A 14,312-nucleotide genomic window follows, 5' to 3' on the forward strand; every position below is an offset into this window, starting at 1 on the left:
AAAAATGATAAGAAGAATACTACATATATTATTTTTACCATGCAGTGAGGCTACTTTACTGATGGAAAAAAGGAATGCCCAATCTATTTCTGCCAAAGAAAACCGGATGCTCAGCATGCACCTGATGATCTGTAAATGGTGCAGAATGTACAATGAAAAGCTGGCACTTCTGGATAAAGTTTTTAAAAAGAAATTTTTTGAACAGGAAACTGAAATTAATGAGTCTGAAATTCAGGATTTTAAAAATAAAATGATCGATAAATTAAATTTCTAAGAAAATTTCTGTCAGGATTGTAAAAAGGCTCCGACTATACTATTGAAAACAATAAAGTATTCAATTAAAATCTTAAAACATGGTCGGAACAGTACAGGAATCTAAAAATCAATTAACCCGGGCCGGGTATTATATCTCCCTCTTCGGAGCAGCTCTTATTTTGCTGTGGATAGGTATTTTCAAATTTACCCCTACAGAAGCAGCCGCCATAAAACCTTTGGTGGAAAACCATTTCTTAACTTTTTTCGTATATAAGATTATGAGCGCCCAGGCAGTGTCAAATCTTATCGGAGTGATAGAAATTATCATTGCATTACTCCTGATATTTAGTGCGAAATTTGCTGTACTGAAGAAGTATGCAGGAATAGGAATGATTGTCACTTTTCTGGTAACCTTAAGCTATTTGTTTACAACACCGGGAATCTGGAAAATAGTGGATGGAGTGCCTGTGACGGATTTCTTTATTTTAAAAGACCTTATGCTTTTAGGATTTGGCTTAATGATCGTTCAAAATAATAAGTAATGAATAAAAAGGTAAAAATGAAAAATATATTAATCGTACTCGGAATCATTCTGGGTATAGCAGTTTTTGCTGCAGGATCCGGGCTTTTTAAGAACACGAAGCCCAATGAAGTGGAAGTAAAAAAAGAAAATGAGAAAATTATGGATAGTAAAAACGTTAAAGAGATTTATTTTGCAGGGGGATGTTTCTGGGGAACAGAGCATTTTTTTCAACAGATTCGTGGAGTTGTAGGAACAGATGTAGGCTATGCCAACGGAAATACCCAAAACCCTACTTATGAAGAGGTGGTAAGCCATACAACAGGTTTTGCTGAAACCGTGAAAGTGAAGTATGCCCCTGAGCAGGTAGATCTGAAACTGTTAATTGACCTTTATTTTAAAACCATTGACCCTACCAGCAAAGATCAGCAGGGAAATGACAGAGGAAACCAATACAGAACCGGAATCTATTTTACCAACAAAACAGATGAAGCTATTGTAAAAGATGAAGTTCAGAAACTGGCGAAAAACTATAATAAACCTTTATTGGTAGAAACTATTCCATTGAAAAATTTCTACAGAGCAGAAGATTATCACCAGGATTATCTGGATAAAAATCCGGGCGGTTACTGCCACATTGAACCGGGACTTTTTGAAATGGCTAAAAAAGCCAATCCGCTTCCAAAGCCAGCCTACCAAAAACAGGATAAGAAAGTTTTAAAAGAAAAACTGACTGCCGAACAATATAATGTTACGCAGGAAAATGGTACAGAAAGACCTTTTCAGAATGAATACTGGAATGAAACCCGTGAAGGAATTTATGTAGATATTACCACAGGAGAACCTTTGTTTATTTCTACAGATAAGTTTGAGTCCGGCTGTGGATGGCCAAGTTTCTCAAAACCGATTACAAAGGCTTTGATTGATGAAAAAATGGATCGTACCCACGGAATGACCAGAGTGGAAGTAAGAAGTAAAACCGGTGATGCCCATTTAGGACATGTCTTTACAGATGGGCCACAGGATAAAGGAGGACTTCGCTACTGTATCAACAGTGCTTCGCTGAAATTTATTCCAAAAGCTGAAATGGAAAGTAAAGGATACGGAAAATATCTTCCGTTGTTAGATAAAAAGTAATGTGAAAGGAAGGCTGCCAGATGGCAGCCTTTTTATTTTTGAATTAATGATGTAATTGAAATCTTTCTTTGATGCTGAGCATAGAGATATTTAGAAATATTAGAAATCCGAAAATGATATAAAAAGATTGTTGGGGAACATAATTGATAAAACTTTCAGGTTGTATTAAATTCAAGGTTTGCTTCTTTTTGTAATCGCTCATACCACCTACTGTTCCGCCACAAATAGGACGAATTTCTTTTTGCAGATCTTTATATTCATGAAGAGCAAAAAAATGCCCTGTCTTTTCCATATCGAGACAAAAGACTTCCTGCTTGGAAAGTGTCATCGCATCCATTAAAGCAATAAAATCCTGATAACTATTATCATCATTGATGATAAATTCTATTCCGGATTCTTTCTCATTTCTTGCCTGAAGCTTTTTAAGTTCTGAGACATACAATTTTTGATTTTGCAGAGCCATATTAGGGGAGACAATTATCTTTTTATAATTCCAATTTCTGTAAGGCTCAAAAGTATTATTAAAAGTTCTATTGGGTCTGACTTTCGACGGAAGTCCAAGATCCATTACGCTATATGGTAGATGAACCCTCTGATTTCCAAAATACCAGAATAGAATAGGAATCAGTAGGGCACTGATCAATCCCGGAAAATAGTATATCTTTTTCATGGCTGGTTTTTGACAATACTGAATGAAAATATTAAGCCAAAAAAAGTGATCCGAAAACGAACCACTTAAAAAATAATCTTTAAATATTTTTAATTATTCAATCTTTAAATTCTAAACATTAAGATCTACCAATCCCTTTTTCTCAAAATCCAGTACGATCCAAATATGAATAGGACAGACCAAACCAGACAAGCAATAAGGCTTTCTGTAGGGTAGTGGAATTCATATTTTACACCCATCATTTTGACCATATTTAATCTCATCATAGGATTAGGAATAAGGCTGGACATACTTTCCAACGGCAAAAGATGCGTGATAAAAAAGTCATTCTGAAGAACTTCATTTCTCTGCGGCCCCTGCATTCCTCTTACTTTAGAGAAAACTTCAACAGCTGTTAAAATTCCTTCCCCAATCCAGAAGACAAAAAGGGCAAGAAATACAAACACCGATTTTCTCAGTAAAATGGAAAGAAACATTAAGAAACAGAAGAACGTAAACAGTTTTACAAAGTAATTTCCAATGAAGAAGATCTCAGCAAAAACTTTTGCTGATTCTTTTGTATTTGAATATTGATAACCAAGAAATATAGTGATACCCAATACAATCACCGTAGAAACAATGGTGAAAATACTTATCGTCAGCAGTTTTGAAGTGATAAATTCTTTTCTGCTCAATCCATCAATCGTATTCTGCTTGAACATTCTGTTGCTGAATTCCTGTGAAATAGAGAAGACAATAATCAGTCCCAGAAAAATTTTCAGTAAAGCGACAATCCATGTGGTGAAGTTCCAGATTTCCGGAAAATTATAAATTCCCTGCTCTTTTAAATTAATGGTTCCTCCAAAAATATCAAAATCAACCAATCCGATGAAAAGCAAAGCAATAAGAATGGCGAAATAAAGTATCGTAAAAACCTTAAACGGCTTATAGTTCAGATTTTTGTAGTATTCCAGTTTTAATAATTTTATCATGACTAATTGGTGTTTTTTACAAGTTCAAGGAATTGTGATTCAAGAGATAGTTTTTTCTTGGCCAAATGAGATAAGAAAATCCCTTTTTCCGCCAGCTTCTGATTCAGTGCTGAAGCTGAAATTGACACATCATCACGGATCTGGGCTTTAATATAATCCCTGTCCTGATTGACGAAGCTAAACCACGGTAATTCGTTCAATGTATTGAAAAGTAATATGTTATTATCAGCTTTCAGTTCAAAATATCCGTTGTTGGAAGTCATTTCATCTACTCTTCCACAGTAGATGGAGTTTCCTTCTTTCAATACAATGACATGGCTGCAGATTTTTTCAATTTCATCCAAAAGGTGGCTGGCAATAATAATCGTGATTCCCTGCTTGGCAATATCGCTGATGATCTCTCTGATCTGAATAATTCCTTCCGGATCCAGTCCGTTGGTCGGTTCATCCAATATCATTACTTCAGGGTTGTTCAGCATAGCTGAAGCGATGGCAAGACGTTGTTTCATTCCCAGAGAAAAGGTTTTGAAGGTATCTTTTCTTCTTTCATACAGATTCACGGTTTTCAAAACTTCATCAATCCTTGAATAGGGAGCATTTTTAATTTCTGCTACAATTTTAAGATTGGTTTCTGCACTTAGATAAGGATAAAAGTTGGGCTGTTCGATAATCGCTCCTATCTTTTTTAAAGTTTCTGGATTTGTTCCTTTTTTACCGAACCAGAACCAGTCTCCGCTGGTAGGATTGATGGTGGAAAGCAGCATTCCGAAAGTGGTGGATTTTCCACTTCCATTGGGACCCAAAAGCCCATACACGTTTCCTTTTTCAACATCAAAAGAAATATTGTTGACGACAACTCTTTTGAATTTCTTTGTCAAATTTTTTACTGATAAAATCTTTTCCATGTAATTTGTTTTACATAGTAGTAGTCTATATAAATTAGATAATGTTACAGAATTATCATAAATCAATGTCAATTTATTTGTAAATACATTAAATTTGATAGAATTAATCAATACTTATGAAGCTAATTGAACTGGCAGAAGAACTGAATGTTTCTGCAGAAGCCATAAAACAGTTTATACAGGATTTCGATCTTGAATTGGTAGACTGTGTCAGTACGAATTTTGAAGTAAAAGAAGATTTTGAAAAATTTGCCCGCGAAAACGTAGACTTTTTAAGATTATACGAAAAAGATCTGGACAAAAATAAAACGCTGGAGCAGATTGCCAAAGTTATCAATCAGCCTAAAGACAAGGTAGAAAAGGTGATTAAAGATAACAACCTCAATATTTTTGATAATGGTTTTTTCAAATCTTCCATATCAAGTTATGGAATTGATAACAAATTAGGCGGAAACTATAAGTTTGTCTATGATTATTTCGGAAGTAAAACCAGCCTTCAGCAAAGAGATTTCATAGGATACAGAGATCTGTTTTTTTATACATCTACTGTTCTGGAACCCTTCCTGAACCCACAGCAGATCAAAGATTGGGGGATCAACAAGCCTGCAGGAATTATTTTGTATGGCCCTCCGGGAAGCGGTAAGATATTTTGGGCGAATAAGATTGCTGAAATTATTGGCTATCAGTTTAAAGAAGTCAAAAAACACTATTTGGGAACTTCGCTGATTGACGGAAATGAAATCAACTTCAGTGATTTTCTATTAAATATGATGAAGGAAAACAAAATGCTGCTCTTTATGGATGATTTTGATGAAATTATGATGCAGAGAAGAGCAGAAACAGATGTTGCTTCCTGTAATCTTGAAGCTCAGGAGCTTATCCTTCATTATATCGGAAAATTTGAAAAAGAAGGTGTTCTGATGGTGGGTTCTGCCAATTCAGTTTCAGAAATTGACGAAGAAATTCTTGCTCCGGGAAGATTTGATGTTATGATCCCGATTTTTCCTCCCAATGCTTCAGAACGATCAGAAATCATTTTATATGCCATGACCAGAGGATTGGAAGAAGATTCTTTGCTTTATAAAATACTTAAAAACAACAAAGCAGATAAAATCCCTTTCTGGCATGAAATATCTTCAAAGATGAAAGCCTTCAGCAATACGATGCTGATAGATTTTACCCAAAGTTTAAAGAAAAGAATTAAAAATCTTTATCAAAGAACCAGAAATGAGAAGCTGAAAATTGATCAGAATCTTTTGAGTGGAGCGTTAAGGGATGCAGGTTCCAAGCTTACTGAAGAATATCTTGATCAGGTGGCCCGGTTCTTAGCCGATGCCATTATCAATAATTTTGATGATTTTAAATTTAGGATTCAGGCATTGAAGAGCGAACTGGAAACCTACAGAGTTGTTGAAGAGCCACAAAGAGCTATCGGATTTCAGCATAATGACGAGGAAAAAGACAAAGGGTAAGGGAATTCAAAGTTTAAGGTTCAAGGTTTAGAGTTTAAAGTTTTGCATTCATAAATATATTTTACATTTTACAAAAAATTACTCATCACTCATGAACAGCATCTGGGAACTGGACACTTTCTACAGGAAAAGAGATATCATTATCATTGGTTCCGGGTTTTCCGGGCTCTGGACAGCTATATCCATTAAGGAGAAGTATCCTGAAAAATCTGTTCTTATCATTGAACGGAATGCTATTCCACTGGGTGCTTCAACGAGGAATGCCGGGTTTGCCTGTTTCGGAAGCTTTACCGAAGTCATTGCAGATTCACAGAAAATGGGTTGGGAAAAAACTCTGGAGCTTGTTAAAATGAGATTTGAGGGTCTTCAGAAAATTCAACATTATTTCAAAAATGATGAAATTGATTTTGAACGTAATGGAGGCTATGAAGTTTTAAATAGCGAAGAACCTTTATCCCATATGGATTCCATCAATGAAAAGCTGAAAGTAATAACTGGTCTGGATCAAACATATAGTCTGAAACAGGATAAAATACAGCAATTCGGGTTGGGGAAATCTGCATTTCTGATTGAAAATCCTTGTGAAGGAAGTCTGCATTCGGGAAAGCTGTTGCAGAAGCTTTTGGAAAAATGTCATGAGCTGAAGGTAGAATTCTTATTCGGAAAAGAGGTTGAAAATATTGAAGAAAGACCCCTTGAGGTTGAGATTCGTCTTTCCGGTGATATTTCTGTAAAAGCAGATAAAATGATCTATTGCACCAATGCATTCACCTCCAGATTCCTGGGAAAAGAAAATATCATTCCAGCCCGTGGACAAATTCTTCTGACAGAGCCCATAGAAAGATTGAAGTTGAAAGGAACTTTTCACTATGATGAAGGGTATTATTATTTCAGGAATGTAGGAAACCGGGTTCTGTTGGGTGGTGGAAGAAATCAGGATTTTAAGACAGAAGAAACAACGGCTTTTGAAACGACAGAATTTCTGCAAAATCATTTGGAAAACTTTTTAAAAGAAGTCATACTTCCTTATACAGATTTTAAAATAGCACTTCGCTGGTCAGGAATCATGGCCATGGGTTCGGAAAAGACTCCTATTGTAAAACAGCTTTCAGAAAGACAGTTTTGTGCAGTAAGACTTTCAGGAATGGGAGTTGCCCTGGCTCCTAAGATTGGTGAGATAATGGCTGATATTATTTAAAATAAAGAGGTGTATCAATCTCCAATCCGAACTCAAAACTTGAAACCCGGAACTTTAAACTCAAAACGCTCCACTCTAAAAGAATTCCTTATTTTTGCAAAAAGAAAAATTCGTGATTAACAACGACCAGATAAAAGAAGTTCAATCCAGGATTGAAGACTTACACAGATACCTTCAGATTGAAAAAAAGAAGATAGAAATTGCCAATGATGATGAGAAAACAGCAGCACCTGAATTTTGGGACAACCCGAAAACTGCTGAAGCATTCTTAAAGCAGCTTCGTTCCAAGAAAAAATGGGTGGAAGGTTATGATGAAATTCAGACACAGTTTGAAGATATACAGGTCTTAGTGGATTTTGCTAAGGAAGATCCGGATTCTGAAAAGGAACTGGATGAGACATTTCCGCAATTGGTTGAAAAAATTGAGGACCTTGAATTCAAAAATATGCTTTCCAACGAAGGGGATGAGCTTTCTGCTGTTCTTCAGATCACAGCTGGAGCTGGAGGTACAGAAAGCTGCGACTGGGCAGCTATGCTGATGAGAATGTATACGATGTGGGCAGAAAAACAAGGATATAAAATCCGTGAGCTGAACTTTCAGGAGGGTGATGTAGCCGGTGTGAAGACGGTTACCCTGGAAATTGAAGGAGAATTTGCTTTTGGATATTTAAGAGGTGAAAATGGAGTACACCGTTTGGTAAGAATTTCGCCCTTTGACAGTAATGCGAAACGTCATACCAGCTTTGTTTCCGTATATGTTTATCCTTTAGTAGATGATACGATCGAAATTAATATTAACCCTGCCGATATATCTTTTGAAACGATGAGGTCTTCCGGAGCAGGAGGGCAGAACGTAAACAAGGTAGAAACCGCTGTACGTCTTCGTCACGCACCAACCGGAATTATCATTGAAAACTCAGAATCCCGTTCCCAGCTTCAGAATAAAGAAAAAGCCATGCAGCTCCTTCGTTCAAGACTCTATGAGATGGAATTGGAAGAGCGTATGAAGGCAAGAAATGAGATAGAAGCCAACAAAATGAAAATCGAGTGGGGAAGCCAGATCCGAAATTACGTAATGCATCCTTACAAACTCGTGAAAGATGTACGCTCAGGTCATGAAACTTCAGATGTGGATGCCGTAATGAATGGGAATCTTACCCCATTCTTAAAAGCATTTCTAATGGCCGATGGGACGGCCGTTTCAGATGATGACCTCGACTTATAAAAATCATGTCTGAATTTTAGTTAAAATCTTATAATTAATTTTTGTTTCAGACATTTTAGACCTATTTTTGTTGTTCATCGATATTTATGGAAGATTTCAATAGCTGGAAGGATTTATTAAACCCGGAGTTTTATATTAAAATGGGAGGGTTTTGGCTTATTTTGTTTATTGTATTTGCTGAAACAGGACTTTTTGTAGGGTTTTTCCTGCCAGGAGATTCACTTTTGTTCGTTTCAGGGATTTATGCCGTTGAAATCATCAAAGAGACTTTTGGCTCTACGGGCAGTGATTTCTTAGATACTACATTATTGGCTTCAGGAGTAGCTCTTGCTGCTATTATTGGAAATGAGGTAGGATATTATTTTGGAAGGAAGGCAGGACCAGCTTTATATAAAAGACCGGATTCAATGCTTTTCAAGAAAAAATACCTTTACCAGGCTCATGATTTCTTTGAAAAACATGGGGCACTAGCAATTATTATGGCTAGATTCTTACCTGTCGTAAGAACTTTTACCCCAATTGTAGCAGGGATTGTAAAGATGGACAAAAAGGAATTTTTAAGAGATAATGTTATTGGTGCCGTGTTATGGTCATTTATTTTGATCTTTGCCGGACATTATCTGGATAAACTTTTTATGGAACAGTTTGGAATCAACTTAAAAGAAAAACTTGAATATATCATCATCGTAATTGTATTGGTAACAACACTTCCGGTAATCTTCAAGTTTGTTTTCGGAAAAAAAGAAGATCTTTCTAAAAAATACGAGGACCAGGACTTTAAATAATAAATAATTCAATCAAAAAATATCAAGCCATCTCAGAAATGAGGTGGCTTTTATGTATCTAGTAATGTTTTTTTAACACGCAAAGCTCACAATGTTATTATCATGCTCTGCTACTTTTCGCTCGTAAGGGCGTTTCACTTAGCTAAGTAATCTGCCTCGCTGAACGAAGCGTCTTTGCGAACAATAAAATAATGAGCTTCAAGATTCCTTTGCATTCATAGCGTCTTTGTTAAATACATCTACTATTCAAAGATTAATTTTTTGTACTGGGTATTTAAAGATTCTTTGCATTAAAGAGATTATTTTTTGATCCATTCCAGAATGTTGGGATAGATAATGCTGTCTCTTTTTCTTTTACTGAATAATCTTGGTACATGGCCTGCTCCTTTCATGAAGATAAACTTGTGTGGAATATTCATTTGGGTAAGAGCTGAGTCCATCGCAATTCCCTGATGCTGATTGACCAGAAAATCATTGTTACCCTGAAATAACAGAGTAGGAACATTGGTAATATTGGCTATAGGGCTGGCTTCCTTAAAGGCTTCAGACACATTTTTCCGGTCAAATTTACTGCCTACCACCTTTTGAATAGTTGGAGAAGCATATTTGGAATAGAAAGATTTAAGATATCCAGAACTGTAGAAATCTGTAGGTCCGCTTAGAGAAATAATTTTTTTGATCTGATCAGAATGCTGATATCCGTAAAGCAGCGCCAAATGTCCACCGGCACTTTCTCCCAGAAGAATATAATTGTTGGGCAGAAGTTCTGCTTTTTCTGTTAAAGAATTGAATTTTTCAATCACCAGACCAATATCCTCAACCTGCTGTTTGTAAGTGATTTTTTTCTTTTCAGAAACCAATCTGTAATTCATGCTGATACTCGGAATTCTGTTTTCAAAAAGCATTTTCTGAATCTGTATCATATGCTCTTTTTTGCCTAAAGTCCAGGCCCCGCCATGAATGATAAGAACTACAGGAGAATCTTCAGCATAATCTTTGGGAAGAAAGATATCCATTTTCTGCCTTTTATGTTCACCATATTTCAAATTGTAAATTTTCTGCTGGCCTCCCGGGCCTACCCAGACTCTGAACCTTGTATTGCAGGACTGCAGCAGAAAACCGAAGCATCCCATTACAAAAAAATGATACCTGAGAATGAGCTTTTTCATACTTAAATTTACAAAAAAAATCTATGGATTATGACACAATCAATGCGTGATTATAACTTTTCTGCTGTTTTTGACGAAAGTCCTTTTTTAATTGTAATAACATCTTTTTCTCCCTTTTTTAAAATAAAAGAAATTTCGGTATCATCATCCTGCAGGAAAAATAGATCCTCTTTTTCAGCCAGCATTTTTACTTTAGGATCTTTATTGTTTTGTATAAAAAGCTGACCGTTTTCGTACAAAATATGAATCACGCTGTTATCGGCAAGCTGATAATCACCAACGTATTTTTTAAGTATATCAGCACTTAACACAGCTTCCTTCTTTGGTTGTGGAAGAGTGTAAGGTTGTTCTAAAAGAGCTGCTAAAATAATGTTGCCTGCTTTCTCCAGTTTTTTACTTGTGATATTGTTCAAAAGAATAATGCATAGATCATCTTCAGGAAGCATAGCAAAATAACTTGTAGAACCCTCTATATTTCCACCATGGTTAATGAGTTTTTTCCCATAAAGATTATCAATAAACCAACCGTAGCCATAGCCGCTCAAAAAAGGTGTTGTCGCTTTTTTAAATGCTTCTTTAGAAACAATTTTATAATCTCTCAATCCCATATAGTAATTGTACAGGTCTTCAACGGTACTGTAGATCTGCCCTGCAGGACCGGTTAATGTGGAATTCCATACTTCAGTTTTTTCCTGTCTTGTTTTTGAAATATAAGAATAGGGAACCGTTTTATATGGACTTTTCAAAGCTAAATAATTAAAGCCTGTGTGACTCATCTTTAGAGGATTCAAGATGATTTTTCTTACTGCATCTTCATAAGAAAGTCCTGTTATTTTCTCAATAATAATTCCAAGGAGAATATATCCTGAATTGGTATACGAGAATTGAGTTCCGGGTTCAAAATCCAAGGGCTCATTTTTAAAAAAAGAAAGCTCTTTGTCTTTGGGTATAGATTTTCCGGTGTGGAGCAGACTGAAATACTCTTTATTTCGCAATACTTCATAAATTCCCGAGGTGTGGGTAAGGAGATGTTCAATCGTGATTTCATTTCCTCTCGGATAATCGGGAATGAACTTTGAAACAGGATCTTTAACAGAAAGTTTGCCCTCTTCACTTAGTTTTACAATGATTAAGGCAGTGAAAGATTTGGTTAAAGAAGCAATCTGATAAACACTTTGGTCCTGATTGAGTATCTTTTTTTCTGCATCCTGCCAACCGTAAGATCTTTCGAAAATGTTTTTATTCTGATAATGGATCAACGCAGTTCCATTAAATTTATTAATTGCAGCATAGGCTTTTATAATGCTGTCTATTTCTTCTTTTTTCTTTTCCTGATTAAAACCGCTTAGATGAGCTTGTGTCTGGGCTTCTGAAGTGGAACAGAATGTACTGAACAGATAAAACAAACATCCTAAGGCTAAAATATGAAATTGACGTTGCATAGATATCAGGTTTTAAAAACGGTTAAAATAAGCTTAATATTGATAGTGTACAATTTTGTGTCTGTTAAGGATTTGAAATCAGATCTCGCAGAAATGTCAGAGATTATTTCGGCTATTGTCTAGGGTTATAAGTTTTCAGCATAGCGGCTCAGAGAATTATTGTATCTGGGCAAATGTTTTGAAATTGCTTTCAATACTATAGACAGTGCTTCTTTGGGCTCTCCTGCTGAAGAAAGGGACAGCGCTAAAAAAGAGTCTACAGCATCATTCAGTTCATCAGAATAATTAGCTTTTTCTTCCCTTAAAATATGAATACTTTCTTCTAGTTTTCCATTATTTCTTAAAGTACTTGCCAGCTGGATTCTTGCTCTTCTTCTTCGTAAACCGTCGAGCCCTTTATCTAATGCAGATCTGTATAAAGGTTCCGCTTCTTTTTCATGTCCGGTGGAGTCAAAAGCGCAGGCTCTTTCAAAATCAGCAATAGCCTGGAAATCTGTTAGTAATTCTACATGATTTTTAATTTGGAGAATAAACTCTTCACTGCTTATTGTTCCAAGTTTTAGCCATATACTTTTTAATTGGGTTTCCCAGTTTTCATCCATTGGATAGATTTTAAACAAAGATATAAAATATTGAAAGTAGAGCATTACTTAATCATTCTTATAATTTTCAAAATTATTGTCAGATTATGAATCCAAAAACGGAATTAAATATTTATTTTTGCTGAACTTAACAAAGATTAAAAAATTATTAAAATATGGCATCAGGCTTTTTTGCAATTTTAGATGATATTGCAGCATTGATGGATGATGTAGCAGTTACCAGTAAGATTGCTACCCAAAAGACAGCAGGGATTTTAGGAGATGACCTTGCTGTAAATGCAGAAAAAGCCACTGGCTTTCTTTCTTCAAGAGAACTTCCAGTTTTATGGGCAATTACAAAAGGTTCTTTTATTAACAAACTGATCATTCTGCCTATTGTTTTTTTACTCAATTGGTTGTATGCTCCGGCTATTAATTATGTATTGATCCTTGGAGGATTATATCTGGCTTTTGAAGGCGTTGAAAAAGTAATAGAATTTCTTTTTCACCGTGACAAAAAGGGTCATGAAGTTATAGAGGAAATTGTAGAAGATGAAAAAAGTTCTGAAGAAATAGAAAAAGAGAAAGTAAAGTCGGCCATTACAACGGATTTTATTTTATCAATCGAGATTGTTATTATTGCATTAGGAACCGTATTGGAAGAAAGTCATCCTTTCATTACGCAGATTTTAGTAACGAGTTTGGTTGCATTTATTGCGACGGTTGGAGTTTATGGAATTGTAGCTTTGATCGTAAGAATGGATGATGCAGGATTTAAATTAATAAAGAAAAGTAATGATAAAGGCTTTTTTGGGAGGCTTGGGCATGTATTAGTGAAGGCTTTACCTATTGTTATTAAAATATTAGGAGTTGTCGGAACAATTGCTTTAATAATGGTTGCTGGTGGAATTTTTCTACATAGGATTGAATTTTTTCATGGCGTACTTCCAACCTGGCCAGATGTTTTGAAAGAACTTACGCTTGGACTTGTTGGTGGGTTAGCAGCGGTTGCCATATTTACTTTAGGAAAAGGGATTTACTCTCTGGCAATAAAAAAATAAAACAGAATTAGAATTAAATAACCAAAAAATCCTGTGCTTGAGAGAGTGCAGGATTTTTTATTAATAGATGTGGAGAATTTATCGTTTGATATATTAAAAATTATACTCGCATTTTTTGTATAGGCATTTGCTGAGATTCTTATCCTTTATTAAGTTATAGTTTTTGCAGCAACCTTATTTTATTTTCAACCCATTTATATAGGCTAATTTAATTGTATCAGCTCCGTGAAATTCAGAATAATTGAGATCAATTTCATTTTCTGTTTTTAGTTTCTCGTAAAGTTTAAGAATATTTCCTTTATATGGGCAATTGTTTACAAAATTATTTAGAAAAACTTCAGCAGTATCTTTTTCAGAAAAACATAAAAGGAAGTCTAAAGGAGAAATAGAATTCTCTGACCATTGATTAAACTTTGTTCCATTGTTTTTTAGAAATTCGACAGCAATTTCCTTAGAATTAAAAATTTTGAAAATTGGGAGGATGTATTTTTCTATATTTTCTGTAATTTCAATAATTGATTTTTCAAAAGATAACCCTGCTAAATTCCATTGTTTCCAATTATTATACGGAGTTAAATAACCTATCTGATTTCCAAAAATTAATCCCTGAGCATATTCATTTTTAGTTTGCTCTGTCTGCCATTTCTTTAAAATTTTAGAATAGATAGCAATATGGGGAAGGGTCTGAACGGATGAAGAATCATTCCTAAAACTGGACTGAAAATAAATCTCAAAATAGATATCTTTATCAAGGGAAACTTTTTTAAGCCTTTGTCCTTTTTCAAGTGTTTTGAAACCATCCAGCTGAGTGGCAATTTCATTGCAGGCATTTAAAAATATTGTTCTTGTATCCATTTGTTTCTGATAGTATTTTGAATAAATCCAATTGAGGAGCAAAAATAAAAAAATAAAAGAGCATAA

General features: G+C 35.1%; 15 protein-coding genes. 8 read left to right on the forward strand and 7 right to left on the reverse strand.

Annotated elements, in window-relative coordinates:
* The first annotated feature begins 4 nt into the window (after positions 1 to 4).
* The 3 genes from CHRYMOREF3P_RS21195 (at position 5) to msrB (ending at position 1,912) form a co-directional block, all read left to right on the forward strand.
* Positions 5 to 274, forward strand: coding sequence for a hypothetical protein (locus tag CHRYMOREF3P_RS21195; RefSeq protein WP_077415393.1), 270 nt, complete (start codon positions 5 to 7; stop codon positions 272 to 274).
* Positions 275 to 353: 79 nt separating this feature from the next.
* Positions 354 to 797: a DUF417 family protein gene (locus CHRYMOREF3P_RS21200; RefSeq protein ID WP_180565454.1), complete on the forward strand. Its 444-nt coding sequence runs from the start codon at positions 354 to 356 to the stop codon at positions 795 to 797.
* Positions 798 to 814: 17 nt separating this feature from the next.
* On the forward strand, positions 815 to 1,912 hold the full coding sequence (gene msrB, locus CHRYMOREF3P_RS21205) for a peptide-methionine (R)-S-oxide reductase MsrB (RefSeq protein WP_180565455.1): 1,098 nt from the start codon (positions 815 to 817) through the stop codon (positions 1,910 to 1,912).
* Positions 1,913 to 1,955: 43 nt separating this feature from the next.
* Here the strand turns inward: msrB and CHRYMOREF3P_RS21210 are convergent, their stop codons facing one another.
* From CHRYMOREF3P_RS21210 to CHRYMOREF3P_RS21220, 3 genes are all read right to left on the reverse strand, one after another.
* Positions 1,956 to 2,582 (reverse strand): hypothetical protein, encoded by a 627-nt coding sequence (locus tag CHRYMOREF3P_RS21210; protein ID WP_180565456.1) that lies wholly within the window; start codon positions 2,580 to 2,582, stop codon positions 1,956 to 1,958.
* A 125-nt stretch (positions 2,583 to 2,707) separates the two neighbouring features.
* Positions 2,708 to 3,553, reverse strand: coding sequence for an ABC transporter permease (locus tag CHRYMOREF3P_RS21215; RefSeq protein WP_077415387.1), 846 nt, complete (start codon positions 3,551 to 3,553; stop codon positions 2,708 to 2,710).
* Between the two features lie 2 nt (positions 3,554 to 3,555).
* Entirely contained in the window at positions 3,556 to 4,458 is a 903-nt protein-coding gene (locus tag CHRYMOREF3P_RS21220; protein WP_077415385.1) for an ABC transporter ATP-binding protein, read from the reverse strand.
* A 116-nt stretch (positions 4,459 to 4,574) separates the two neighbouring features.
* Between CHRYMOREF3P_RS21220 and CHRYMOREF3P_RS21225 the strand changes: the two genes are divergently transcribed.
* From CHRYMOREF3P_RS21225 to CHRYMOREF3P_RS21240, 4 genes are all read left to right on the forward strand, one after another.
* Complete coding sequence (locus CHRYMOREF3P_RS21225) at positions 4,575 to 5,930, forward strand: ATP-binding protein (protein WP_077415383.1); 1,356 nt, start codon at positions 4,575 to 4,577, stop codon at positions 5,928 to 5,930.
* A gap of 91 nt (positions 5,931 to 6,021) precedes the next feature.
* Positions 6,022 to 7,128, forward strand: a complete 1,107-nt coding sequence (locus tag CHRYMOREF3P_RS21230; protein WP_180565457.1) for an NAD(P)/FAD-dependent oxidoreductase — start codon at positions 6,022 to 6,024, stop codon at positions 7,126 to 7,128.
* A gap of 112 nt (positions 7,129 to 7,240) precedes the next feature.
* The gene (gene prfB, locus CHRYMOREF3P_RS21235; protein ID WP_047381300.1) at positions 7,241 to 8,353 is read left to right on the forward strand and encodes a peptide chain release factor 2; all 1,113 of its coding nucleotides are present in this window, start codon (positions 7,241 to 7,243) and stop codon (positions 8,351 to 8,353) included.
* Positions 8,354 to 8,439: 86 nt separating this feature from the next.
* Positions 8,440 to 9,138 (forward strand): DedA family protein, encoded by a 699-nt coding sequence (locus CHRYMOREF3P_RS21240; protein ID WP_077415379.1) that lies wholly within the window; start codon positions 8,440 to 8,442, stop codon positions 9,136 to 9,138.
* Between the two features lie 299 nt (positions 9,139 to 9,437).
* Here the strand turns inward: CHRYMOREF3P_RS21240 and CHRYMOREF3P_RS21245 are convergent, their stop codons facing one another.
* From CHRYMOREF3P_RS21245 to CHRYMOREF3P_RS21255, 3 genes are all read right to left on the reverse strand, one after another.
* On the reverse strand, positions 9,438 to 10,307 hold the full coding sequence (locus CHRYMOREF3P_RS21245) for an alpha/beta hydrolase (protein WP_077415377.1): 870 nt from the start codon (positions 10,305 to 10,307) through the stop codon (positions 9,438 to 9,440).
* Between the two features lie 50 nt (positions 10,308 to 10,357).
* Entirely contained in the window at positions 10,358 to 11,749 is a 1,392-nt protein-coding gene (locus CHRYMOREF3P_RS21250; RefSeq protein ID WP_180565458.1) for a serine hydrolase, read from the reverse strand.
* A 125-nt stretch (positions 11,750 to 11,874) separates the two neighbouring features.
* A complete protein-coding gene (locus tag CHRYMOREF3P_RS21255) occupies positions 11,875 to 12,351 on the reverse strand; it encodes a tetratricopeptide repeat protein (protein WP_232539079.1) in 477 nt (158 codons plus the stop codon).
* 155 nt (positions 12,352 to 12,506) lie between these two features.
* On the opposite strand from CHRYMOREF3P_RS21255, the gene CHRYMOREF3P_RS21260 reads away from it, so the two are divergent.
* Positions 12,507 to 13,391 (forward strand): DUF808 family protein, encoded by an 885-nt coding sequence (locus CHRYMOREF3P_RS21260; protein ID WP_180565460.1) that lies wholly within the window; start codon positions 12,507 to 12,509, stop codon positions 13,389 to 13,391.
* Positions 13,392 to 13,565: 174 nt separating this feature from the next.
* Here the strand turns inward: CHRYMOREF3P_RS21260 and CHRYMOREF3P_RS21265 are convergent, their stop codons facing one another.
* Positions 13,566 to 14,246 carry a DUF4304 domain-containing protein gene (locus CHRYMOREF3P_RS21265; RefSeq protein WP_180565461.1) on the reverse strand — a complete coding sequence of 227 codons (681 nt, stop codon included), beginning with the start codon at positions 14,244 to 14,246 and terminating at the stop codon, positions 13,566 to 13,568.
* Between the last annotated feature and the right edge of the window lie 66 nt (positions 14,247 to 14,312).

The sequence above is a fragment of the Chryseobacterium sp. JV274 genome, assembly GCF_903969135.1.
Taxonomy (GTDB): Bacteria; Bacteroidota; Bacteroidia; order Flavobacteriales; family Weeksellaceae; genus Chryseobacterium.

Bases quoted from the DNA above. Each gene is read 5' to 3' on its own strand.
- CHRYMOREF3P_RS21215 (WP_077415387.1), bottom strand. From the start codon at position 3,553: ATGATAAAATTATTAAAACTGGAATACTACAAAAATCTGAACTATAAG.
- CHRYMOREF3P_RS21245 (WP_077415377.1), bottom strand. From the start codon at position 10,307: ATGAAAAAGCTCATTCTCAGGTATCATTTTTTTGTAATGGGATGCTTC.
- CHRYMOREF3P_RS21210 (WP_180565456.1), bottom strand. From the start codon at position 2,582: ATGAAAAAGATATACTATTTTCCGGGATTGATCAGTGCCCTACTGATT.
- CHRYMOREF3P_RS21255 (WP_232539079.1), bottom strand. From the start codon at position 12,351: ATGGATGAAAACTGGGAAACCCAATTAAAAAGTATATGGCTAAAACTT.
- CHRYMOREF3P_RS21230 (WP_180565457.1), top strand. From the start codon at position 6,022: ATGAACAGCATCTGGGAACTGGACACTTTCTACAGGAAAAGAGATATC.
- CHRYMOREF3P_RS21225 (WP_077415383.1), top strand. From the start codon at position 4,575: ATGAAGCTAATTGAACTGGCAGAAGAACTGAATGTTTCTGCAGAAGCC.
- CHRYMOREF3P_RS21265 (WP_180565461.1), bottom strand. From the start codon at position 14,246: ATGGATACAAGAACAATATTTTTAAATGCCTGCAATGAAATTGCCACT.
- CHRYMOREF3P_RS21240 (WP_077415379.1), top strand. From the start codon at position 8,440: ATGGAAGATTTCAATAGCTGGAAGGATTTATTAAACCCGGAGTTTTAT.
- CHRYMOREF3P_RS21260 (WP_180565460.1), top strand. From the start codon at position 12,507: ATGGCATCAGGCTTTTTTGCAATTTTAGATGATATTGCAGCATTGATG.
- CHRYMOREF3P_RS21250 (WP_180565458.1), bottom strand. From the start codon at position 11,749: ATGCAACGTCAATTTCATATTTTAGCCTTAGGATGTTTGTTTTATCTG.
- msrB (WP_180565455.1), top strand. From the start codon at position 815: ATGAAAAATATATTAATCGTACTCGGAATCATTCTGGGTATAGCAGTT.
- CHRYMOREF3P_RS21200 (WP_180565454.1), top strand. From the start codon at position 354: ATGGTCGGAACAGTACAGGAATCTAAAAATCAATTAACCCGGGCCGGG.
- CHRYMOREF3P_RS21195 (WP_077415393.1), top strand. From the start codon at position 5: ATGATAAGAAGAATACTACATATATTATTTTTACCATGCAGTGAGGCT.
- CHRYMOREF3P_RS21220 (WP_077415385.1), bottom strand. From the start codon at position 4,458: ATGGAAAAGATTTTATCAGTAAAAAATTTGACAAAGAAATTCAAAAGA.